Source organism: Candidatus Regiella endosymbiont of Tuberolachnus salignus (assembly GCF_964020115.1).
Taxonomy (GTDB): domain Bacteria; phylum Pseudomonadota; class Gammaproteobacteria; order Enterobacterales; family Enterobacteriaceae; genus Regiella; species Regiella insecticola.
In genome coordinates, this window is sequence record NZ_OZ026542.1 from 404,689 (window position 1) to 427,493 (window position 22,805).

General features: G+C 44.0%; 24 protein-coding genes and 2 pseudogenes. 8 read left to right on the forward strand and 18 right to left on the reverse strand.

From position 1 onward, the window contains the following. Positions 1-16 precede the first annotated feature (16 nt). The 10 genes from AACL30_RS02170 to AACL30_RS02215 form a co-directional block, all read right to left on the reverse strand. Entirely contained in the window at positions 17-1,720 is a 1,704-nt protein-coding gene (locus AACL30_RS02170; RefSeq protein WP_339057660.1) for a PilN family type IVB pilus formation outer membrane protein, read from the reverse strand. Between the two features lies 1 nt (position 1,721). Continuing rightward, on the reverse strand, positions 1,722-2,594 hold the full coding sequence (locus AACL30_RS02175) for a TcpQ domain-containing protein (protein ID WP_339057661.1): 873 nt from the start codon (positions 2,592-2,594) through the stop codon (positions 1,722-1,724). Beyond that, positions 2,591-3,088, reverse strand: coding sequence for a type IV secretory system conjugative DNA transfer family protein (locus tag AACL30_RS02180; RefSeq protein ID WP_422389562.1), 498 nt, complete (start codon positions 3,086-3,088; stop codon positions 2,591-2,593). The genes AACL30_RS02175 and AACL30_RS02180 overlap by 4 nt, the downstream gene beginning before the upstream one ends. Before the next feature lie 155 nt (positions 3,089-3,243). Continuing rightward, on the reverse strand, positions 3,244-4,575 hold the full coding sequence (ltrA, locus tag AACL30_RS02185; protein WP_339057662.1) for a group II intron reverse transcriptase/maturase: 1,332 nt from the start codon (positions 4,573-4,575) through the stop codon (positions 3,244-3,246). 505 nt (positions 4,576-5,080) lie between these two features. Beyond that, positions 5,081-6,421: a Tn3 family transposase gene (locus AACL30_RS02190; protein ID WP_339057663.1), complete on the reverse strand. Its 1,341-nt coding sequence runs from the start codon at positions 6,419-6,421 to the stop codon at positions 5,081-5,083. A gap of 167 nt (positions 6,422-6,588) precedes the next feature. Further along, on the reverse strand, positions 6,589-6,828 hold the full coding sequence (locus tag AACL30_RS02195; protein WP_339057664.1) for a hypothetical protein: 240 nt from the start codon (positions 6,826-6,828) through the stop codon (positions 6,589-6,591). Positions 6,829-7,079: 251 nt separating this feature from the next. After that, complete coding sequence (locus AACL30_RS02200; protein WP_339058378.1) at positions 7,080-7,619, reverse strand: DUF4158 domain-containing protein; 540 nt, start codon at positions 7,617-7,619, stop codon at positions 7,080-7,082. After that, complete coding sequence (locus AACL30_RS02205) at positions 7,619-7,975, reverse strand: plasmid pRiA4b ORF-3 family protein (RefSeq protein ID WP_422389563.1); 357 nt, start codon at positions 7,973-7,975, stop codon at positions 7,619-7,621. Before AACL30_RS02205 ends, AACL30_RS02200 begins: the two co-directional genes overlap by 1 nt. Before the next feature lie 170 nt (positions 7,976-8,145). Further along, positions 8,146-8,457: an addiction module antidote protein gene (locus tag AACL30_RS02210; protein WP_039908873.1), complete on the reverse strand. Its 312-nt coding sequence runs from the start codon at positions 8,455-8,457 to the stop codon at positions 8,146-8,148. Positions 8,458-8,462: 5 nt separating this feature from the next. Continuing rightward, entirely contained in the window at positions 8,463-8,777 is a 315-nt protein-coding gene (locus tag AACL30_RS02215) for a type II toxin-antitoxin system RelE/ParE family toxin (RefSeq protein ID WP_006705547.1), read from the reverse strand. 464 nt (positions 8,778-9,241) lie between these two features. Here AACL30_RS02215 and AACL30_RS02220 point away from each other — a divergent pair. Continuing rightward, positions 9,242-9,745 (forward strand): annotated as a pseudogene (locus tag AACL30_RS02220) (helix-turn-helix domain-containing protein); the annotation flags it as partial. Positions 9,746-9,784: 39 nt separating this feature from the next. On the opposite strand, the gene istB (AACL30_RS02225) reads toward AACL30_RS02220, so the two are convergent. The 4 genes from istB (AACL30_RS02225) to istA (AACL30_RS02240) form a co-directional block, all read right to left on the reverse strand. Further along, positions 9,785-10,558 carry an IS21-like element helper ATPase IstB gene (gene istB / locus AACL30_RS02225; protein WP_339057054.1) on the reverse strand — a complete coding sequence of 258 codons (774 nt, stop codon included), beginning with the start codon at positions 10,556-10,558 and terminating at the stop codon, positions 9,785-9,787. Further along, positions 10,555-11,352: an IS21 family transposase gene (gene istA, locus AACL30_RS02230; protein WP_339057665.1), complete on the reverse strand. Its 798-nt coding sequence runs from the start codon at positions 11,350-11,352 to the stop codon at positions 10,555-10,557. Before istA (AACL30_RS02230) ends, istB (AACL30_RS02225) begins: the two co-directional genes overlap by 4 nt. Before the next feature lie 78 nt (positions 11,353-11,430). Beyond that, positions 11,431-12,228: an IS21-like element helper ATPase IstB gene (istB, locus tag AACL30_RS02235; RefSeq protein WP_339058365.1), complete on the reverse strand. Its 798-nt coding sequence runs from the start codon at positions 12,226-12,228 to the stop codon at positions 11,431-11,433. Beyond that, entirely contained in the window at positions 12,225-13,403 is a 1,179-nt protein-coding gene (gene istA / locus AACL30_RS02240) for an IS21 family transposase (RefSeq protein ID WP_339056344.1), read from the reverse strand. The genes istB (AACL30_RS02235) and istA (AACL30_RS02240) overlap by 4 nt, the downstream gene beginning before the upstream one ends. Between istA (AACL30_RS02240) and AACL30_RS02245 the strand changes: the two genes are divergently transcribed. Beyond that, positions 13,402-13,548, forward strand: coding sequence for a hypothetical protein (locus tag AACL30_RS02245; protein ID WP_339057666.1), 147 nt, complete (start codon positions 13,402-13,404; stop codon positions 13,546-13,548). The two genes, istA (AACL30_RS02240) and AACL30_RS02245, sit on opposite strands and share 2 nt — an antisense overlap. A 60-nt stretch (positions 13,549-13,608) precedes the next feature. Here AACL30_RS02245 and AACL30_RS16280 read toward each other — a convergent pair. After that, positions 13,609-13,705: pseudogene (locus tag AACL30_RS16280) on the reverse strand (helix-turn-helix domain-containing protein); the annotation flags it as partial. A gap of 54 nt (positions 13,706-13,759) precedes the next feature. Here AACL30_RS16280 and AACL30_RS02250 point away from each other — a divergent pair. Together AACL30_RS02250 and AACL30_RS16285 are read left to right on the forward strand one after the other, a co-directional pair. Next, positions 13,760-13,936, forward strand: coding sequence for a hypothetical protein (locus AACL30_RS02250; protein WP_339057667.1), 177 nt, complete (start codon positions 13,760-13,762; stop codon positions 13,934-13,936). Further along, positions 13,887-13,991: a group II intron maturase-specific domain-containing protein gene (locus tag AACL30_RS16285; RefSeq protein ID WP_422389588.1), complete on the forward strand. Its 105-nt coding sequence runs from the start codon at positions 13,887-13,889 to the stop codon at positions 13,989-13,991. Before AACL30_RS02250 ends, AACL30_RS16285 begins: the two co-directional genes overlap by 50 nt. Before the next feature lie 332 nt (positions 13,992-14,323). On the opposite strand, the gene AACL30_RS02255 is transcribed toward AACL30_RS16285, so the two are convergent. Continuing rightward, the gene (locus AACL30_RS02255; RefSeq protein ID WP_339057668.1) at positions 14,324-15,100 is read right to left on the reverse strand and encodes a hypothetical protein; all 777 of its coding nucleotides are present in this window, start codon (positions 15,098-15,100) and stop codon (positions 14,324-14,326) included. Between the two features lie 83 nt (positions 15,101-15,183). Beyond that, positions 15,184-15,738 carry a leucine-rich repeat domain-containing protein gene (locus AACL30_RS02260; protein WP_339057669.1) on the reverse strand — a complete coding sequence of 185 codons (555 nt, stop codon included), beginning with the start codon at positions 15,736-15,738 and terminating at the stop codon, positions 15,184-15,186. Positions 15,739-16,592: 854 nt separating this feature from the next. Between AACL30_RS02260 and AACL30_RS02265 the strand changes: the two genes are divergently transcribed. Beyond that, the gene (locus AACL30_RS02265) at positions 16,593-17,837 is read left to right on the forward strand and encodes a hypothetical protein (RefSeq protein WP_339057670.1); all 1,245 of its coding nucleotides are present in this window, start codon (positions 16,593-16,595) and stop codon (positions 17,835-17,837) included. A gap of 659 nt (positions 17,838-18,496) precedes the next feature. Here the strand turns inward: AACL30_RS02265 and ltrA (AACL30_RS02270) are convergent. Beyond that, positions 18,497-19,801 carry a group II intron reverse transcriptase/maturase gene (gene ltrA / locus AACL30_RS02270; RefSeq protein ID WP_339057671.1) on the reverse strand — a complete coding sequence of 435 codons (1,305 nt, stop codon included), beginning with the start codon at positions 19,799-19,801 and terminating at the stop codon, positions 18,497-18,499. 649 nt (positions 19,802-20,450) lie between these two features. On the opposite strand from ltrA (AACL30_RS02270), the gene AACL30_RS02275 reads away from it, so the two are divergent. From AACL30_RS02275 to istB (AACL30_RS02285), 3 genes are all read left to right on the forward strand, one after another. After that, positions 20,451-20,636: a helix-turn-helix domain-containing protein gene (locus AACL30_RS02275; RefSeq protein ID WP_339057672.1), complete on the forward strand. Its 186-nt coding sequence runs from the start codon at positions 20,451-20,453 to the stop codon at positions 20,634-20,636. 75 nt (positions 20,637-20,711) lie between these two features. Then, entirely contained in the window at positions 20,712-21,890 is a 1,179-nt protein-coding gene (istA, locus tag AACL30_RS02280; protein ID WP_339056344.1) for an IS21 family transposase, read from the forward strand. Further along, the gene (gene istB / locus AACL30_RS02285) at positions 21,887-22,684 is read left to right on the forward strand and encodes an IS21-like element helper ATPase IstB (RefSeq protein ID WP_339058365.1); all 798 of its coding nucleotides are present in this window, start codon (positions 21,887-21,889) and stop codon (positions 22,682-22,684) included. Before istA (AACL30_RS02280) ends, istB (AACL30_RS02285) begins: the two co-directional genes overlap by 4 nt. Positions 22,685-22,805: the final 121 nt, after the last annotated feature.

A 22,805-nucleotide genomic window follows, 5' to 3' on the forward strand; every position in this document is an offset into this window, starting at 1 on the left:
GGAAGCGCATTTTGCGTTAACGCAACAAAGGCGTGATGGTGATCACAAAGGACTCTTTCTTGCTCTTACCCGACATGCCGCCGCCGAATAAAAAATTGCCCAGGGAACCGACACCTTGCTTGCTGCCATCCTGAACATTCTGTTCAAAACCACTCATGATCACCGTATCGCCAGGCTTAAGCCACACACGTTGTGGGATCGAGCGTGAATCGGTATCAGGCGCTTCGATACTTTCGGTTTTATTTTTGTTTTCTATTTTCCTCAGTTTATTGAGCGAGGAAATGTCCATCATCATCGTTAGCATCATTTTTTCATTGTCCGCTAATATTTTCGGCATGATGTGGATACTGGTACCGGTGGTAATTTCTCCCGGCTCGAGTGATTGAACCGGCTCCGATCCGGTGGCTGCATTGCCCGTGGTCACCGACGTTTTACGCAGATAAGTCGTCTGCTTACCGATTTGCATCCCCGCCGTGGCTAAATTGGTGGTCATGATGGACAGCGTTTTCACATCCGAGACATTGACTTGCTCAGACAGCGCCTGCAATAAAAATTTCGAACCAGCAAATTGTGATGCTCTGCCCGTGGCGGTTTGCAAAATTTCAAAGCCACCCTGGGATAAACCAGACCCGGCATTAAAAGCATTAGCCAAATGAATGCCGTATTTTCCTGACAAGGATTGGAAGACGATATCCCAGTCAATGCCTAACTTGTCCGAGATATCGGTATGCACCGTGTAAACCACCACTTTCAGCAACACCTGTTTTGACAATTTGGTGTTTTCATCCCGCAGGTAGTCACCAATACTTCTTACCACTTCGGGCACATCCGTTACTACCACCACGCCCGAGGTTTGATTCATCGTCACTCGTCCCACGCCGGGCGTTAACATACTTTCTGCCGTTTTTTGGATATCACCATACAGATCATTCGCCATTTCAGTTTGTTGCGAGGTGCTGGAACCACTATTACCGGACATCCCCGCCCCCGAACTACCACTACTGCTACCACTTTGGGTTGATAGCCCACTCTTTTGATTATTCTTAATCCAATATTTGGCATTGGTGGGATCAATAGTAAAGCGCTGGGTTTCCAGATAGAAAAGCGTGATAGCGCCCCTTTCATAACGCCAGGAAATCCCTAAACGGGCGGTCACTAAATCCAGCAAATGTGAGACATGCCCCGAATAAGCCACATCGGTAATGGTATTACTTGCCGGCGTTGAGGGTGAAGGTGGGCGACCCATCGAGGATCCCATCGCTTGCAGCGGCATCATGCCGTTGCTATCAACCGAAGGCAGGGGCGCAGGCACCTTATCCATCTGCTGAGTGTGACCGCTCCCGCCACTGCCAGAAGCGCCTCTGCTGAGCATCGCGGCAGCATCAGGCGAAATTTTTACACGAATACCGCATTGCTGGGTCACATCCTGACTAAACTGGTAAATCGTTTGCGGTTTAGCCGACTTGTAGATGATATGGCAGTGCATCACTTCAGGCGGCAGCGCCGCAGTGACGGGCTTAATGGGGACAGGATTAACCCATTGCTGCTCTTCATGAAATTGAACCACGGGACGCGCCGTTGAGGTCTCTTGAAGCATCAAGCTGACTTTATCGGAATCCGTTTTAGCTCCCTCCATCAGATTATTCACGCGGCGATTCACCGAACAACCCGAAAGAGAAAGAGCAATGCTGATGCAAATGACTAAAAATTGAATCTTCATGTTAGCGTCCTTTGTTTTTGTCTTTATCAAAATCATTAATAATGATTAAGCACTGTGTTTTATAAACGTCAGCGTACAAGGGAGACGCTGCCTTTTGGTATAAATTGAAAAGCTGCACGACAACATCCAAATACGCGCCACGGAAAGATAAAGCGGAGTCAATGGAATAATCTTTTTTGCTATTCCATTGTATTCGCCATTTATCTGTATTATTACAGGTTGCTTTATTGCTCCATTTCACTAATACGCCATGCAGTGTTGATCTGACCTCTGCACGCCAGACAGGAAGTGCTAACTTAACGATGGGTTTCACTGGGGTTGTCTTTATCGCCGTATTTTTTGTTTCAGAAAAAAGATCACCTTTACCTATTTCCTTTGGGGCGGGTTTATTCATTAAACCCCGATTAGTGATTCCCGTCTTAATGACAGGCGAAGGTGTTTTTTGGCTAGCTTCGTTTGATTTAACCGTCTCGTTATTGTCGTGAATGAATGTTATTGCCGTATTTTTGCAAAGTAAACAATATGCCTCGTTTTGATAATCGATAACGGCACGAGCGCCATGAGATTGCAGCCAACGTTTCGCGTTAATTCTTTCATCTTCATTTTTTGATTTAACAATAATCCGTTTTGCATGGGCGAGCGCATAATAAAAAGCAGGCGTGTATTGTCCTTTATCCCCTGTAAAATTAGGCCAATCTACTGCCCAATTTTCTGTCACCGTTGGCGAGAGAATAACACCCTTGTTTCCTTTCCAACGCGGTATCTTATTGTTAACTTCTTTGGTTGCTTTATGCCAATGGACAGGGAGAGGTTTGGGGGGAGAGGAACAGGCCGATAAAAATGCACTCAATAGCATTAATGTTATTTTTTTCATCCTGTCATCACCTTATTAAAATTATCCGCTTCAAGCTCATGATGAAATAAAGCCTGTGCCAAATCCGCTTTACTGGGGAATTGTCCTTTTTTTAATTTCTCAGCGGCTTTTTTAAGGGTGGGGGAAAGCACAATGAGTTTGTCCATAAAGTCACTGTCATTAAAATAAAATGCCTTTTTGCATTTAATGGGGTGTTCGCCTTTTAAGATAATAATTTCTTCGTCAAAACCTAATGTCTTGAGTTCTTGTGGCAACATTAAAGGGCGTTTTGCTTCACTGGCAGATTCACCTTTAGATAAGATCCCTTTAGAACGGTTTTTACTTTCTGATCTTGATCTCTCCGTTCTGAAACCCAACTCATTGGATACCCGTTCTGCATCCGCTTGTTCGCTGATGGCATAGTTCACTTTACAGGAGTGGTTAGCTAACAGCGTTTTCGTGCCTTCATAACCGTAAATTTCATTTAATTGAGATTGGTTTTGAAAAATAGTCAACAACTGTAATTTGTAACCCGCTATATACCCTGCTGAATCTTTTAGGGGTCGTGGGTGAGTAGAACGGCTAGATCACTCCAGCCGAACCCTCCTCAGAACCGGACTTGCGGAACTACCGCATCCGGCTCCCGATAGATCAGTGTCCCCACACCTATTTAGTGAGATTGAAACAGTGATCGGGTTCTCCATTTTGTTGGATAACCCAGCATTTTCAGGATCAGAGCGAGCTTTTCCCATGTCAGGCGACGTCGCCCACCTTTGCGGTTAAACCACCTGAAGATAATACGGCGACTCTGGTGTATAAACTGGCCAACCCGTCTTTGATTGTCCGAAATGCCGTGATAGTTTACCCAGCCTCGGACAACGCTAATGACGGTATTCAGGGTTTGCCTTTTATTTGAGGTCAGATTCTTCCAGAGAAAGTCTCTTAGTCCTTTAAGTTTGGCCGCAAAGCGGTCTTTTCGACTGGTAAATTTCAGCCGCCAATATCCCTTTCGCGTTTTCCCCCAATAGCAGGTAAATCCCAGAAAGTTGAACGTCGGTAGACGTTCTCCGGACTGGCTGGCTTTTAGCGCTGCAATATGCCCCGCAGGTAATAGTTGCGATTTATCATCATGCAGTGCCAAACCATATTTATTCAATCGTTTCGGCAAGACTCTGTAGAAGCGTTCCGCTTCTCTTTGAATCTGAAAGGTAAATATCATGTCGTCAGCATATCTCACCATCTCCACACGTCCAGGAAGAGATGAACGGCTGATTTCATCAAACCATTTATCGAGCACATGGTGTAGGTATATATTGGCAAGAATGGGCGACAGAATTGACCCTTGCGGACAGCCTTGCTCGTTGCTGGATAATTGTTTACCTGCTATTACTGGCGCAGTTATCAGCACCTCGATCAATCTTAGGAAGCGCCTATCTGATATCTTTCTCCGCAGTAATTCCATTAATTCCCTATGAGGTATTCTGTTGAAATACTTACGGATATCGATTTCTACAATAGCCCCGTTCCAGTTACGGAAGGTTTGTTGTTGTAGCGCCTTTAATGCATCATGACAATTTAATTTCGGGCGAAAACCGTAAGAACAGGGCAGAAATAGCGGTTCGTATATCCTGCTCAAAATATCGCTGACAGCACGCTGTACCAGCTTATCTTCCACACAGGAAATCGCTAATGGCCGTTTACTGCCGTCTTCTTTTGGGATCTCCGTTATTCTGGCTGGCTTGGGTTGGTATGTCCCCTTGCGTATCCGCTTGACGAGATTCATAACATTCTCGTCGAGGTTTTCTCCGTATGCCGCCTTTGTCACGCGATCAATCCCTACGGCTTTATTCCCATCTAGCCGATAGAATTGTCCACACAGCATGTTGTTGTTTAGCAAATGTCCTAAGTTGTTGAACACGAGCTGTTTATCACATGCTGCTCTCTCACCTATGCGCTCAAGTTTAGTTAACCATGTTGTTCCGTCGTTGCTGAGTACGGTCATTGTTTCCCTCTTACGCGCGATCTATCTGCCCGCCCTTCGCTCCACGATCATTACTCGCTTCTTCGCTACTATGGCTGGCTCCGACTTCCAGAAGGCCTTCTTTTAAGCCTCGTGTTTGGCACTTGTGCTTAAAATACTCATTCCATTGAGAACCTTCTGGATCTCCGGGGTTCCACACTGTTCTCTACAAACTCGCCGACGCCTGCGACTCCGGTGTGTGTTTCATGATGGATTTCGCTAGTGTAACCATCGAGAAACCTTGGCCTGCTGACCCTCCAAGGCCATCGGCACAGCACCACTCGGGGATTTCGGAGTTATCGCGTTCATCTGTTGATTTCGGCTCGAATGTTTCACTGTCTACGCTTCACCACCTTCGTTACCTCTGGTAGCGCAAGACTCGCTACGTAGTGATCTAGCTAACCTTCTACGGCAGGACTTCCACCTGCAAGAACAGTGCAGCTTTGCCCAGCGCACTGGAGGAACCCCCAAAAGTGTTCGTTCTGAGTTAAGCGGCTTTCCAGAAGCATCGTTTTAAATGTTTTTCAAGCTCATTGATCATCGTATCCAGATTAAAATCACTCTTGCTCTTTTTAAAATTGTACTTACCAGTAAAGGCAATGTGCGCCCAGGCAATAGGAGAAATCCTGACAAACTCATCAATAATTGTCTGGCTAACTCCCTCTGCTTGCATTTTTTCATAAAGGGTATTTAAAATAATAGCGTTGTAGGCAATGATAGAATTTGCAACCAGTCTTACTGCATGCGCGCTGACCTGATTAGTTATTCTCTTTTTTCCTTTAAAAACCCCGTGATAAATTTTCCTGATGAGACCTTGTAACTGGTGATAGGCCTCTGTTCGATTTCTGGCCGTTCGGATAGCCTTTCGAAGCGTCATATTATCGATTAAATTCAATACATGTGTGCTTTTAAAGAGGGTATTATATTCAATCAGTGCTCTTTTTAATCCAGCGTAACGCGCAAAGGAATTTAGTTTTCTAACAATGTGACTTTGCGTATTTTCTTGCAGTAATAAAGACAGTAATACCCGTAATATTCCTCTCTTTTGTGCTTTAATCAGATTTTTATCGATACTCCCTTTGGGGCGAATAATCCCTGTGTAATTATCCGGTGTTTTGACGGAATACAGGTCATTCGCTGCTTCTCTTATATCTTTAATGCCAGGCACATAATCAACGTCAATAGAATCCAATATAACAAAATTGAGCTTATTCAGAGAGTGATTATCACCCGTTACCCTGTCGATAGTAATGTCTGTTTTATTACCATGAATGACGTCATAAAGAGAATGCCCTTCATATTCATTAAGCCCAATGTTCTTGGCATTAACGGCAACAAAATTGGCTATCAATGTATAAATGGATAGCCCAGGAGATTTCCCAAGATGTTTTTTTGAATACCGTGACTGGATAGTACTTTCACTGGTCGGAAGTTTTTGCCCATCCGCATCTGCTAACAATTTTTCATCTAATAAATTCCATTGCTTAAAAATAGGCAGTGAGTGGATAAAGTTAGCCACTGTGTCATTCGCTGCGCATACCGTTCCTGTGCGTATAAAATCTTCTTGAGTTGAGCGCATTAGGTTAGGGTTTAGATCAGACATTTCTGCCATCTTTTCTATGCTAATGCCAAAGGCCTCCGATAGAATACAGGCGATAATGGCCAGCGGCGGGGGTTCCTTTTTTTTATTGTAGCGTGTTCTTATGTGGGTAAAAGAACTCCACATGTTAATCCGCTCCCCCATATACAGCATGAGGTCGGGTATTTCTACCTGAGGCAGGGTGCTGAAAAAAGCGTCATCAAGAGGCGTCTTGCTATCATAATCCAAGCGCCAGTCTTGTCTGCCCGTTTTGGTTTCTTTTATACTGAACCCTGTATTTTCTCGATGGTTTATCCGTTTTGTCGTTTTATCCCATGTGGTGTCCAGCATCAAAAGGGCATCATCCAAGCGTTGGTCGCAATAATTTGGGATTTTTGGATAACCAAATTATTGCGCTATTTTTTCAACATCATCTTATGGTAAACAAAGCATTCAAATAAATGGGGATCGACCTGTTCCTCACTGGATTTTTTCTTCAAATAAGCGAGCTGTGTTCTGGATATAGCGTCTTTAAGCGCTTCTGGTAATATCAATGTTGATGGATCCTTTCCGCTACCATAGTGCTTTTTTATTAAATCAATCAGCGCGATAACCTCATTTTTTTCTTTATAAAATACAAATGGAACGGTTAGCACGATTGGCCTCAGATAAAGTGCGAATAAGCGTGATGATTTTAAATAAAATTCACGCATTGCTGCTTTTGTATCAAAGGTGCTTCCCTGTAAAAATTGCGCTAGAACGGGGAATTGCTCTTTATCGCAGTATAGGTAAAGTTTTTTTGATCAGCACGTAGGGTGTTTAGCCTGCTGATTCCTTCATCCCTATTAATTAATCCTGATAATTGCTTTTGTTTGATCTCGGGTATCAACACGATTAATTGATTAAGTCAGTCGCTTTCTTTAGCAAATGCCCGGGTAAACATATCCTGCAAACACCGATAGGTCGGGATAACGATTTTTTGATTATCAAGGTAGACCAGTAACTGGCGGAAGGTGTCATGGCCTTTAGGATAATACCGCAACAATTCACACAGGTGTTCCTCAATCAGGATGGCTTGTTTTACTGACCAATCTTGATAATTAAACAGACTGAGAATAATTTGTTTTTGCTGACGGATGCGTTGACGTGTGATGCTTCCCTGAAATATCGGGTCGGTTTTTTTGAAAAATTTGGCAAGCACATAGGCAACATCAGCCAGAACATCCTCAAATACAAAAGTGAAAAATTGGTTTTTGGTTTTGAAGTAGGCAAGCTGCAAAATGAAATATATTTTTGTTTTGAGCGTACCAAATTGACTGAGTTTATCTAATTCACCTTGGCTCATTTCAAAATAAAGCCGTTGTTCATCTTGATTAAAAAGGGGTCTTGCATAGAGATCGGTAATTTCAGCTTCAGGCAAAAGATAAATACGTTTTAGGGGAATCATTACAGACAAAATGGAGACTTTTGGGTTGAGTTATCATGGATGGTTTCGATGCGAATGTCATGAAGCCAGTTTTCAAAGAAATTGTATTCATAGGTGAAACGATCACCGACATCAAAGCCAAAGTCATCAAGTGTTACCAAATAGGGATCATCCGAAAAACCCATCCCACCTTCGTAGGCTATTCCGTAGTCTTTGCCATAAATGTGAAATTGATAAAGATGCTCATCATCCCAGCCTTGTGCTATCTGGATAATGTAGTGAAGAGCGGCCAGTGAGGTATGAGCAGCAATCCTAAACCGACGCCAGACCATGGGACTGACACCACGAATCGCGACCTTAATGGTGAATGTTTTCATTGCAAGGCTATTGATGAGGAAAGCGTTCAAATAGTGTTAATGATTTTATCGTCAATGGGAATGATTTAAACGATTGCCCCACACTTTTTTATGCTCTCCAACTTTGGTTCACTCATTGATGATTTTAACAGTATTGATCAGCAGAGATCGCGACAACCGGCACGATCTAGCTAAGCATGAGCAGCAATGTTTGAAAAATTGAAGCCGGCTGCATGGATGATCTGACGCATCGTACTTAATGTTGGATTTCCTTTCGCTGATAGCGTTCTGTATAAAGTTTCGCGAGATACTTTTGCTTTATCTGCAATCACTGCCATCCCGCCGCGCGCTTCAACAATATGGCGCAGAGCTATAAGAAACGCTTCCTGCCCTCCTTCTTCATCAAGTTCGGCGAAAGCCTGATGAAGATAAGCAATGGCGAATTCAGTGTCATTTTTCAACATTTCAACCATTGCATCATCGTAATTTCTTGATTTGGTCATCCGCCTTACCTCTTTAAGTAATCTTGCAAACACGCTACCGCATGATCAATATCTGCGCTTTGTGTTCTTTTATCGCCGCCTAACAACAATAAAATAATTTGCTTGTTAACCAGGCTGTAGTACACGCGATAACCCGATCCTTGATCGATACGGATTTCCCAGACTCCCTCTCTAAGAGGTTTACAGTCACCGAAGTTACCGGCTGACATCCTGTTCACTCTCATCGCTATTTTTGCCTTGGCAATAGGATCTCTGACCTTTTTCAGAAAAACGGAGAATAGATCATGACCGTCTGGCGTCAGGTAGTTTTTTATCTTCATACTACATTGTAGCTTATAAGCTATTTTTTAGCTATCAAGATTAATTCTAATAAAAATGGGGATAAAAAAATGAAGTCGTTAAAAAAAGGTATCACATTCAATCTGTGGCAGCCATTAAGGCAAAAATTAAAGACGGCAACTTTGGTTCACTCATCGATGATTTTAACAGTATTGATCAGCAGAGATTGAGACAACCGGCACGTTGAATCGGTAATATTCGATCATGTCATCACAAATCACTAAAATTTTTTCGGTGTAAAGCGATGGCGATGTAATTATGCTCTCCGATAACAAACTCAAATAAAGAAGCCCTTTACGCTGAATGGGAGCAGTGGAAAGAAAATGGGCGCCCGATGAAAGGCGTGTAGAGGCGGTTTACAAAATGAAGGAATGCTATAGTGTAAAAGTTTGAATTTAATCTGACATTCTAAGTATGTTTAGTATGAGATAAAGGAGTGTTAGAGATGAATCAAACAGCAAAAATAATCAAACCGAAATTAGGCTTACTGGAACTGGCGAAACAATTGGGTAATGTTCAATCAGCGTGTAAAGTCATGGGCTACAGTAGGGACAGCTATTACCGGTTTAAAAAGTTGTATGAGCAGGGAGGTGAACCAGCGCTAGTAGAGATAAGTCGTAAAAAACCACTCGAAAAAAACCGGGTAGAACCGCATATAGAACAAGCGGTGGTGAATATGGCTTACGACTATCCTGCTTATGGACAACACCGCGTAGCGAATGAACTCAACCGACAGGGGATAATGATTTCGGGCAGTGGTGTTCGCTCGGTTTGGTTGCGCCATGACCTAGAAAATATCAAGAAACGCCTTTCTGCCTTGGAAGCTAAGGTAGCGCAGGAGGGATATTTACTCACCGAAGCCCAGCTGCAAGCACTGGAAAAAGTGCAAGATAAACGGGAAGCACAGGGTGAAATTGAAACGCAACACCCGGGCTATTGTCAACAACAGCCTAAAACTGATCCACAGCAACAATCTAAAAGTGATCCACTACACTTTGGGTTTGTCCATTAATCCGGCTTGTTTTTTTTCTTTGATCCGATAGCTTTCTCCTTTGATTTGCAAGATATGTGAGTGGTGTAGTACCCGGTCTAACATGGCCGAGGTGAGTGCTGTATCGTTTGCAAAGACTTGTCCCCACTGACCAAAAGGCAAGTTGCTTGTTAATATCACTGAAGCTTTTTCATAGCGTTTGGCAATAACATCAAACAGCAATTTTGCCTCATGTACGGTAAAGGGCAGATAGCCGATTTCATCAATAATTAGCAACCTGGGTGCCTGTACGGCGCGCTGCATGACCTGTTTATAGTTGTCTTGTCGCTGCGCTGTGGCTAGTTGCAGAATTAAGTCAGATGCACTGATAAAACGGGTTTTGATTCCTGCCTGCACGGCCTTGTAACCTAGGGCTATTGCGATATGGGTCTTGCCCACCCCTGACGGCCCCAGCATCACCACATTCTCCTGGCGCTCAATAAATGACAACGACGCTAACTCGATGACCTGTTTTTTGGGCACCCCCGCGGCGAAGGTAAAATCAAAGTTTTCCAGCGTTTTTAGGCCAGGGAATCCAGCCATTCGGGTGAATATATGCTGCTTCCGCTGATGACGTGAACGTTTCTCACACTGCAGAATCTGCTCCAGGAAGGTCAGATAATCCCACTCTTGTTGCGCCGCCTGCTGGGCTAAATCGCAGGCATTTGCATCAATCCCCGGCAGTTGCAGCGCTGAGGTAAGTTCGCCAATACGGGATAATTGCAGGTTCATATCGCCTCCATCAGTTGGTCATACACGCTAAGAGCATGATGCAGTGGTTGCTGACTCAACTCATTGACCGAAGGTAATGAGCGCTCGCTGGCCAGAGAAGAGCTTATCGGTACTATTTCGGGAGGTAATGCCTGTAGTGCTTTACGTTCATCGATAAGCCGCAGTGCAGGTTTTTCTTTAGTGGTGTCATGGATCCGTTGGTGTGCCACCGTTTCCAGCCATAGCGTGACGTGCTCATTGGCAGTGTCAGTATCGAGCGTCAGGCCCAACGCCAATAACTTGGTATTGAGCGGACGAAAGAAATTATCCCTGACATAGCGTACCATTCGTTCAACCTTGCCTTTGGTTTGTGGTCGATAGGTATGGCAAAGCTTCGGGATAAACCCCATACTTTTGGCAAACGGGTAAAACGCCTGATTAAGCTTATGTTTGCCTTCACCATAAGCATCACGCTCCACCACCACCGTTTTCATATTGTCGTACCAGACTTCGCGTGGCACGCCCTGGAAGTAATCCAAGGTGAGTCGATGACAGTGCTCAAGTGTGTCGTATCGCATGTTATCAGTGAATATCACCATCATCGCCCGGCTATACCCCAAGACAGCGATAAAGACATGAAGGGGAGATTTACCCCCCCGCATTTGACCCCAGTCGACTTGCATTTGCTTGCCGGCTTCGGTTTCAAAACGCACGATGGGCTCTGGCGTAGGTTTGCCACGGTACAGATACAAATACTGACGTAACAACGACAGGCTACCTGTATAGCCTAACTCTTTGAGTTCTCTGAATAACACGACACCGGAGAGAGGCGCCGGTTGTCAACGCTACTTTAGATTGACCACTTTTTGCTACTTTAAAATGTCCAGTTTTTGCTAATTTTCCTGTTGGGTTTCTATTCCAGGCGCCTGGATAATATCAGTCGTTTTTATAGGCAACATGCCTGCTTTGCGTTTATTTTTGAGTCGATAGCTTTCTCCTTTAATATTCAATGTGGTTGAATGATGTAAAAGCCTGTCTAAAATCGCAGTTGCTAAAATGTGATCACCGAATACGTCCCCCCAATCAGTAAAACTTTTATTTGATGTGAGAATGATGCTCGCCTTTTCATAACGACGGCTCAATAACCTGAAAAATAGGCTAGCTTCTTCGCGATTCATCGGTAAATACCCGATTTCATCCAGTATTAATACCCTGGCATAGCACAGTTGCTGAAGTTGGCGTTCCAGACGGTTTTCTTGCTTTGCCTTCATTAAGGTACAGCAGAGTCTATCCAGAGGCATAAACAATACCCGATGCCCAGCTGTAGCTGCCTTGACAGCCAGCGCTATCGCCAAATGCGTTTTCCCTACCCCAGGTGGGCCTAACAAAATGACGTTTTCATGATGTTCGACAAACCTCAGCCCCGCCAGCTCGCGGATAATTTTCCTGTCTATACTTGGTTGGAAAGTAAAGTCAAATTGCTCCAAGGTTTTTATCCACGGCAAACGTGCTTGTTTTAACCGCGATTCCAAGCCTTTTTGGTGACGCCCGTTCCATTCCTGGGCTAATGCCTGCTGGAGAAATTCACGGTAGTTCAGTGCTTTCTTGGTGGCTTCTTCACATAAACTCTCCAACGCATCGCCCAGGTAATCCATTTTTAACCGTATCAACAAGTTTTCCATTTCCATCAGAGTAGCTCCTCATACACACTGAGCGAACGAGACGCTACTCGATTGACCTGTTGCCAAAGGGCTTGATGATGTTCTGGCACCTTTTGCCAGCCCTGCGTTACCTCCTGCAAGAGATGCGTCGCGAGCAGTTGCTCATCGCCGTAAATACGTAGCGTATTATCTAAACCGATACGAATATTAACCGCACGACCACACCAGAATGAAGGCACGCTATAGCGATTACCTCTGACATCGATATAGCTGTCCCATGCCACTTGTCGTAGGTCGAAGTAGCTGGTATCGAAATCAGTCGCAGGGAGTGGCATCAAGGCTATTTTTTCCTCAGCAAAACGATTTTCCGGTGTCTGCTTGAATTGACGAAGATGACGCTGGTCTGCCACTTTCGCCAGCCACATCGCTAGCAGTTGATTAACATGAGCGAAACTCTCAAACTGACGGTAGCGAGTGAAAAAATTGTGTTTAACATAGCCCACCATCCGTTCGGTTTTGCCTTTCGTTTGCGGTCGATAAGGCTTACAGGCGCGAGGGCTAAACCCATAGTGATTAGCCAGTTGCAGGAAGCCCGCATTGAACTCGATGTGGCCATTTTGTCCATGTTTGATAACAGCGGCTTTTTGGTTATCTACCAAGACATTTTTTACGCTGCCACCGAAGTAATTGAAGCTGCGAACCAGCGATTCATACGTGTGCTCAGCATCTTGCTTAGGGGCAGCAAAGACATGAAAGCGACGCGAAAAACCGAGCGTATTAACGGCAAAATTAACCGTACAGGCAGAGCCTGCCACCTCAACGATGATTTCTCCCCAATCGTGTTGAAGTTGATAACCGGGGAGGGTTTCAAAGCGTACCGTGTTTTTCGAGGCCCTGAGCGGACGTTTGGGATGTATATAACGTCGGAGCATCGCACTCCCACCCCGGTAGCCTTTTTCACGGATTTCCTCAAAAATAACCGCCGCATTCCAAACCTGTTCACTCAACCTTGAATCGATGTAGTCTTTAAAGGGCTCGAGTTTAGCAACCTGTTTTTTACCGCGTTTTGCTGTTGGCGGCGCAGGATAGCTAATGTGCCGTCTCACCGTTTTTTCTGAACACCCTATCTGATGGGCAATATCAACAATAAATGCCCCCTGTTGATGGCGTTGTTTTATCATGTAGTGGTCCTCTCTTCTTAGCATGCTTATTTCCCTCATGGCTTTGTCACCACAAAGGAAACTGCATTCTGGCTTGAGTGGACAAATTAAATTAGCAATTTACGGTCTTTTATCATTAGCGCTGACACCGGTTTCGCTTGTGCAATACGTGAGTGCAGAAACAACTTAAATGGAGCAAGCAATGAAGACGACTTATCACGTGATTTATAAACCGGCTCATTCATCTTGCTGTGTAAGTACCGCTTGACGGTATTACGCGAGATGCCCAATTCTTTGGCGATAGCTCTTTGCGACAGCCCTTGTTTATGCAAAATCTGAATTTTCATGAGTTCTTCTTTTGAAATCAAAGTGCCTCCGAAAAGGCACGATGGTGAAAACAAGTGGCTCAGATTTCAATTGTTGGAGTGGCTCAGTTTTGCATTGTTGGTAACACTTTCGGTGAATTTCCTGCCAGCGATGAGTGGCAGTGCAGCCAGGGCAATCCGTCAGACAGTGCGGGGCTGGGATTTGAGCCACAAGACACCGCTATCGCTGGAAGCAATGGCACGATGGCTTAATCCCATGTTACGAGGCTGGTTTAAGTACTATGGGCGCTTTTCCTGGACTGTGTAGCCAGACATGTCGATCTGCACCTTGCTAAATGGGTTACCCGCAAATACAAGCGGGTACACGGTAGTCTGGTTCAGGCGTATGAATGGTTAGACAGGATATGGAGCGTTAAGCCCAGTCTGTTTGCACACTGGGAAATTTGTACGCGGCGCTAACGGTCAACGACAAGAGCCGGATGACGGGAGACTGTCACGTCCGGTTCCGAGGGAGCGCAGGGGGGAAGTTCCCTTGCGCGACCCGATAACCCCACCGTTTGAGAAACGGGAAAATATTGTACGTTAAGATGATTTTTTGTACTGACTGATATCGGGTTTTTAGAGATTTTTCTATCTTCTTTAATTTAGAGAATTTATACCTATTTTTTCAGGTTCTATAAAAAGCCGAGGGTCAATATGTTTTGTACGGACGGTTACTTCGGGCATGTAACCATACTCTTTATTTGCTGCTTTGTCGTAGTAAATAGACTTGAATCGGGAATAATTTTTTATAAAATCAATTATAGGTATTTCTGAATTGACGTATGAATCATAATTTCCATGAGATCTATGTTCTTGATCATAAACAAAAACATTTTCTATTTTTACAGCTATAAGTATTCCATCATTAGAAATAGAGTTATTTCCGACGAGCCTGAAATAAATTAAACCTGGATCATTCTTTATACCAGAGATAGATTTTCTTATTGTATAGCGTTCTACTTCCTCAGGTGATGCCTTACCTTGAAGATAAATATCTTCAAGCGATCTTAGCCCATCTTTCTTAAGAAATTCTTTTGCCTTTCCATAACCTTTATTTGCATAATGAACCAAAAGAACATAATCCTTATTTAAAACAAGCTCTTTAAGGTCTTCTGGGGGTATGATAGAGTCACTTGTTAAAGAACTGTTTAGATAACTTTCAGATACAAAGGACGCGGATTCAGATAAATTGGCCTGAAATTGCTGTTGTCTTCCTGGATTCAAAAAAATGGTTTCTTCTGTAAATTCTTTTATCAAGGGGGGTATTTTTTCAAAGTACTGTTGAATGTTATTAATATATTCATTTTGAGTGTTGGTCAATTCTCTTCTTTGTTTATGTTCATCAGGATTGAAAAGAATAGTTCCGTCTTGCACCTCTGTTACCGAAAATCCTGTTTTTTGCAGTTGTTGTTTAATCGTATCGAGAGAGAAGGTTTGTAGTTGTGACTCGTCTAATATTAATGATACGAGGGAGGTAAGTAAGATGCATTAAAGCTTTTTAACGAGTTTCCCCTAAGATCAAGTTTTCGTAATTGAGTAAAATCATTTATGTCAGGTAAATCTTTTAATGCATTATTTCTTAAATCAAGAATCGACAATTTCTTACCACTTAGTAATGTGTTTTTCAGATATGCAAAGTTTTCCACAGTTAACTGATTATTAGCAAGATATACAGATTCTAATTGTTTTAAAATGTCTAATTTGTTTTTTACATCATCATCCTTTATGCTGGCTATGCCAGACCCTATGTTTTCTAAAGAAAGACATTTTGAGTAAGACGCCAATTTGTTGATTTTATCAAGCGCCGCTTTTTTTTGAGTAGTTTCTGTAGAAATATTAGAAAACATTGACGAAGTAGTCGGAGTTGATATTGTATTACTCTTTGCTTCTATAGATAAGGAGCCTGAATTAGAGGTTGATATAAGACTGCTTTTCAATCCGTTGAGATATTCAGTCAAGTCATCTATCAATTGTGTTAAATTACTACTGTACAGGTTTGATTTGATAAGCATAATGGTTTTTCCTAATTTTATAATTAATCTTATTAAAAAATTTTCATAAAATGCTCACGAAAACAAGGACAGCGCAATAGAATTCCTACCTAGAGTGTCGCCTATACTTAATATTAGTCTCTTGCCGCAAATAATGTTGGTAAATCAGTGAAACATATTCATTACCCGCCTCCACCCCAGGGCGTTTTCATGAACGTTTTTTGCACTAAAGCCGATTAAATAACGACCTTATATTGATTAAATAGCGGTCTTTTCAAGCTGCTTAGTGCATTTTTATGCACATTTGTTGATCACGTGGCTCAATCAAAAAGTGAGATTTCATGCGTAAGCCTTGTTTATTAAGTGAATTAATTACGCCACTTTTACTGTACAAAAAACGTTCATGAAAACGCCCTGTATCTACCAGCTCTAATTGTAGCGACGCACAATGATGATCCCGCTCACGCGCAATAAATGGGAGAGCATAAAATAGTGTCAGTGATTTTATCCTCAATGAGGATGATTTGGATCATTGCCCCCCACTTTTTTATGCTCTCCAACACCTGCAGCCAACAACACGGCAGCTTCAAAGGCGAAGGGTATAAAAGAAAAATGATGCCAAGGGAGGATTTCTAGAAGCGAGTATCTTATCGCTGATACCCTGTTGTGTGGCGGAATAAGCGGTGTGACGTTCAGAGGCGTTTTTTATAAGATTTTAGCGAAACATTTATTGTAATCTAGCTGGTATTTTTAGATTACAAAGAAAGATTAATTCAAATGTTTAAAAACGTAAGTACTAAAGGTGATCAATATAGCATTCAACAGCAAACAGCAAACAGCAAACAGCAAACAGCAAACAAACCGAACCGTTGCAATTGAATGAAAATCAACGAGCATTTATTGGCAAAGTTATTGATGTACGTAATTCCAATCAAGCTTTTGTTCTTCCAAATCAGCAAGGCGAAATTGTTCCTTCGCTTTATACGTTAGCCGCTGAAAGTGTAGGGAAAGGGTCTACAGAGAGTAGTTTATTGCTTTCTGAGCTAAATAAAGCATCGGAATTGCTAGAAAACTCCAAGATCCCCGGAGGGATTCAGTTCGAGTTATCAGAGGACTTTTCTAGAGTTCTGAGCTGGGCAATATTTAAGCGATTACAAGGAGTTTCCTTTAAAAAAACACCTACTCTTGCAATAGATATTGCATCTATTCGGGTACAGCACAGCGAACCCTGTCCTGTTGTTGCGAAGGCGCATGAGATACCAAGTGGTAATTTCATGGATAAGCTTCTAGATATCGCAGTAAGTGGTCCAGCAGGAACCCGTGTCCGTAAAGGAGAACCCTGTTCTGTTGTTGCGAAGGCGCATGGGATACCAAGTGGTAAGTTCATGGATAAGCTTCTAGATATCGCGGTAAGGGAGGGTCCAGCAAGGAAATTTGTCCGTCAAGGAGGCTCCTGTATTGATGCTGCAGAGAAATATGGAATACCCATTAATTCTAATGCAATGAATGAGCTTCTAAATATTGCGGTAAGGGGTCCAGCAGGAGCCCGTGTCCGTAAAGGAGAATCCTGTTCTGTTGTTGCGAAGGCGCATGGGATACCAAGTTGTGGTAGATTCATGGATGCGCTTTTAAAGATAGCGGTACATGGTCCGGCAGGGGACTTTGTCCGTAAAGGAGGCTCCTGTATTGATGCTGGAAAGAAATATGGAATACCCACTAATTCTAATGCAATGGATGAGCTGCGGAAGATTGCGGTAAGGGGTCCGGCAGGGGACTTTGTCCGTGAAGGGGGCTCCTGTATTGATGCTGCAGATAAGTATGGAATACCTACTTATTCTAATGCAATGGATGAGCTGCGGAAGATTGCGGTAAGCGGTCCGGCAGGGGACTTTGTCCGTAAAGGAGGCTCCTGTATTGATGCTGGAAAGAAATATGGAATATCCACTAATTCTAATGCAATGAATGAGCTGCGGAAGATTGCGGTAAGCGGTCCGGCAGGGGACTTTGTCCGTAAAGGAGGCTCCTGTATTGATGCTGGAAAGAAATATGGAATACCTACTTATTCTAATGCAATGGATGAGCTGCGGAAGATTGCGGAAATGGTTCGGCAGAAGAACTAAACCGACCCGGGAATCTTGGCGGGTTGTCGCGCACGAGCTGAGATAGACAGTGAATCACCCGGGGGGCTTGGAGAGTTTTACCTGTAGTAGCTCAAACTTAACCTGACAGACACAAGCTAAGCCATCGAATTTGTCAGATGAATCTGACTGTCCGATGGTTTAAATAAATTATCGAGTTGTTTTTCTTTTACTAACTCTTTTGGGGTCGTTTGACGAAAGGGAAATTAAAGTACTATAAGGGCTTCCCCGATTAGTCAACACCGGTTTTTTATAAAGGGGGTAAGTCAGATACCGTCTTGCTTATGTCTTGGCAAGGGCTATTTTTGCATCAAAAGGAATACCTGATTTCAGCACGCCATACGCTAGTGTCGGATAAGCGCAGCCTGTTACCAAACTGCGCTCTCCTAAGAACCTTACTATTACCCATAACTAGTAAGCCTAAGGTAGGGTCGAACAATGGCGCGGTGATCAAATCACGACTTATCTTGATTGCTCCCGTTTCCATCGCCCGCCTCGTCAGTAGGGTCGAACAATGGCGCGGTGATCAAATCACGACTTATCTTGATTGCTCCCGTTTCCATCGCCCGCCTCGTCAAACGCAGCATGCGGTTTTCCCGCACTACGCTTACCTGACAACTTCATACCAAAGCTTATGTGACCTATCTGGCTGGCGACACTTTCGGTACTGGGTAATATCTAATCTTATAGTCTGAATATAAACCTAATTTTTGATAAAACCCTTCCCTACTCCATCTCCCCCAGCCGAAGCCTTGCCGTCGACGTGCCTTCATTAAATGACGTCTCGCTTTCTTTTCTACCCAATCTTTAACGTAGGTAAAACATCGACTTGAATTACCGATCCTATAATAATTCACCCAGCCTCTGAGTATCGGATTGATGAGATAAATGACCCGATCAATCGGTTGAGACTGATGGCCTCTGAACACCGCTTTTAATTTCTGTAAAAGCCGTGTTCTCGCGTCCATCTTCGGTGTTTTCATGATTCCCCATTTCCCTTGCTTTGTTTTCGTTCTTCTAAAAACAAACCCTAGAAAACTGAAGGATTCATCTTGCTTCAGATCAACTTGTCGTGTCTTTTCTAAATTAAGTGTTACTCCCAACTTCATGAGTTCTTCTTTCAGTCGTTTGTAGACACCCGCTGCCAGCCAATCCCATTTTCTATAGCTGTCGATCATTATGATAAGATCATCAGCCCATCTCGCGTATGCAATATGCTGATATCCATCCGTACCCGTTACCCCCTTTGCTCGTTCAAGCATCTTATCTACCTCATTGAGATAGATATTGCTCAGTAATGGCGACAACGGACCGCCTTGAGGTACCCCACATTTCCCACCTGCTTTCAGTATCAGCTTGAGTAGCCGCATGACTTCTTTGTCATTCACGCGCGTTGCTATTTTGCTTAACAAAATATCGTGGCGCACGGTGTCAAAATACGATTTGAGATCGACATCGATGACTCGCGTCATATTCTTGATAGCTGCTACTGTTACCTGTTCTACTGCTTCAGCAGCCGTTCGCTTGGGGCGATAACCAAAAGAGCCCGGCTGGAAATCTGCCTCGAATATCGCTTCTAGAATGAGTTTGACTGCACCTTGCACTACGCGGTCTCGAATAGTGGGAATACTTAACATCCTGGATTGCCCTCCAGCTTTCGGTATCGCCCGTTTCCGATTCCTCAGTGGGTAGTAGGTCTTGGAGAGTAAATCCTTCCTGATGGATTCAAGAAAGTTGTCTACCCCTGCGGACTCAATTTCTTCAAAGGTCACCCCATCTACTCCTGGTGCCCCCTTGTTTTGTTTCGCCAGCTTATAGGAGGTACGCAACGTTTCCATCTTACCAACATGAACATAGATACCCCAAAATCGCCAAGATTTATCAGCCTTCGCTTTGATGTATATCTTCCTTCTCAGGTCTTGCAAATTAATGGTTGTTTTTATCATGACAACCCTTGCCTCCCTTGTTGTTAGAAGCATTATTGTCAGTAGGGTGCCTTTGCTCCACAAGCGTTACCTTGCTTCATCACTACTACACACCCCTCCGCCACCCTCTCGTCTTCGATTCACTTCCCGGTTCACCGGTTATAGAATCTACCTTGCTCCAGTGGCTTTCTCACTGGGACGAGGAGGGCTTCTCCAGTTGCTTCGTACATCCTTGATATCATGCCGTCACTACCACCCCGCCGAAGTTGCTCAGTGTTTCAGTCGATTTCGCTCAGCAATGCTGCTTTCGCCCCCTACGTTGCGGGCTCAGCCTTCGAGGTTACGCACTTTCGGGGCCACCTCTGTGTTCATTTGTATTACGGCCTGATATCTCGCACTTACCCTAACGGTAAGGTTGTCGGTAGGCTTCAACATCTTGGTTTCCCGCCATGCTGCTACCCAAGCTACAGGGCGCCGACTTTTACCCTGGCAGGTCTATCTCCTGCTGAATGTACCAGCCTTTGCTGGACGCACAACGGAGCGTGCGATTTTCACCGCACTCCGCTCAAGCCTCTCAAAGGCTTTATTGTTGCATATTATCATCAAGAAGATCACTGAATAACCCCCTGTGTCAGCATAGTTGTCGCCTGTTAATATTAAGGAGAACACCATGCCGGCAAACCCCGTGCCTATCAATATCAAGCAACAAGGGTTGCTCTGGCTTCAACCTCCGTATAATTGGTCTCACCGGCAAATAGCGAAGAAGCTAGACGTGAGCCCTTCGGTTGTTTCAAGATGGAGAAACGAGTTAATGAGTGATGGCCTGTTTGTCAGCGCTAATGATAAAAGACCGTAAATTGCTAATTTAATTTGTCCACTCAAGCCAGAATGCAGTTTCCTTTGTGGTGACAAAGCCATGAGGGAAATAAGCATGCTAAGAAGAGAGGACCACTACATGATAAAACAACGCCATCAACAGGGGGCATTTATTGTTGATATTGCCCATCAGATAGGGTGTTCAGAAAAAACGGTGAGACGGCACATTAGCTATCCTGCGCCGCCAACAGCAAAACGCGGTAAAAAACAGGTTGCTAAACTCGAGCCCTTTAAAGACTACATCGATTCAAGGTTGAGTGAACAGGTTTGGAATGCGGCGGTTATTTTTGAGGAAATCCGTGAAAAAGGCTACCGGGGTGGGAGTGCGATGCTCCGACGTTATATACATCCCAAACGTCCGCTCAGGGCCTCGAAAAACACGGTACGCTTTGAAACCCTCCCCGGTTATCAACTTCAACACGATTGGGGAGAAATCATCGTTGAGGTGGCAGGCTCTGCCTGTACGGTTAATTTTGCCGTTAATACGCTCGGTTTTTCGCGTCGCTTTCATGTCTTTGCTGCCCCTAAGCAAGATGCTGAGCACACGTATGAATCGCTGGTTCGCAGCTTCAATTACTTCGGTGGCAGCGTAAAAAATGTCTTGGTAGATAACCAAAAAGCCGCTGTTATCAAACATGGACAAAATGGCCACATCGAGTTCAATGCGGGCTTCCTGCAACTGGCTAATCACTATGGGTTTAGCCCTCGCGCCTGTAAGCCTTATCGACCGCAAACGAAAGGCAAAACCGAACGGATGGTGGGCTATGTTAAACACAATTTTTTCACTCGCTACCGTCAGTTTGAGAGTTTCGCTCATGTTAATCAACTGCTAGCGATGTGGCTGGCGAAAGTGGCAGACCAGCGTCATCTTCGTCAATTCAAGCAGACACCGGAAAATCGTTTTGCTGAGGAAAAAATAGCCTTGATGCCACTCCCTGCGACTGATTTCGATACCAGCTACTTCGACCTACGACAAGTGGCATGGGACAGCTATATCGATGTCAGAGGTAATCGCTATAGCGTGCCTTCATTCTGGTGTGGTCGTGCGGTTAATATTCGTATCGGTTTAGATAATACGCTACGTATTTACGGCGATGAGCAACTGCTCGCGACGCATCTCTTGCAGGAGGTAACGCAGGGCTGGCAAAAGGTGCCAGAACATCATCAAGCCCTTTGGCAACAGGTCAATCGAGTAGCGTCTCGTTCGCTCAGTGTGTATGAGGAGCTACTCTGATGGAAATGGAAAACTTGTTGATACGGTTAAAAATGGATTACCTGGGCGATGCGTTGGAGAGTTTATGTGAAGAAGCCACCAAGAAAGCACTGAACTACCGTGAATTTCTCCAGCAGGCATTAGCCCAGGAATGGAACGGGCGTCACCAAAAAGGCTTGGAATCGCGGTTAAAACAAGCACGTTTGCCGTGGATAAAAACCTTGGAGCAATTTGACTTTACTTTCCAACCAAGTATAGACAGGAAAATTATCCGCGAGCTGGCGGGGCTGAGGTTTGTCGAACATCATGAAAACGTCATTTTGTTAGGCCCACCTGGGGTAGGGAAAACGCATTTGGCGATAGCGCTGGCTGTCAAGGCAGCTACAGCTGGGCATCGGGTATTGTTTATGCCTCTGGATAGACTCTGCTGTACCTTAATGAAGGCAAAGCAAGAAAACCGTCTGGAACGCCAACTTCAGCAACTGTGCTATGCCAGGGTATTAATACTGGATGAAATCGGGTATTTACCGATGAATCGCGAAGAAGCTAGCCTATTTTTCAGGTTATTGAGCCGTCGTTATGAAAAGGCGAGCATCATTCTCACATCAAATAAAAGTTTTACTGATTGGGGGGACGTATTCGGTGATCACATTTTAGCAACTGCGATTTTAGACAGGCTTTTACATCATTCAACCACATTGAATATTAAAGGAGAAAGCTATCGACTCAAAAATAAACGCAAAGCAGGCATGTTGCCTATAAAAACGACTGATATTATCCAGGCGCCTGGAATAGAAACCCAACAGGAAAATTAGCAAAAACTGGACATTTTAAAGTAGCAAAAAGTGGTCAATCTAAAGTAGCGTTGACAAGGGGGGCGAAAATTATCAAATAGCGCCGACACTGTGGTCTTTATTACGCCCGCGTCCCCTGTCA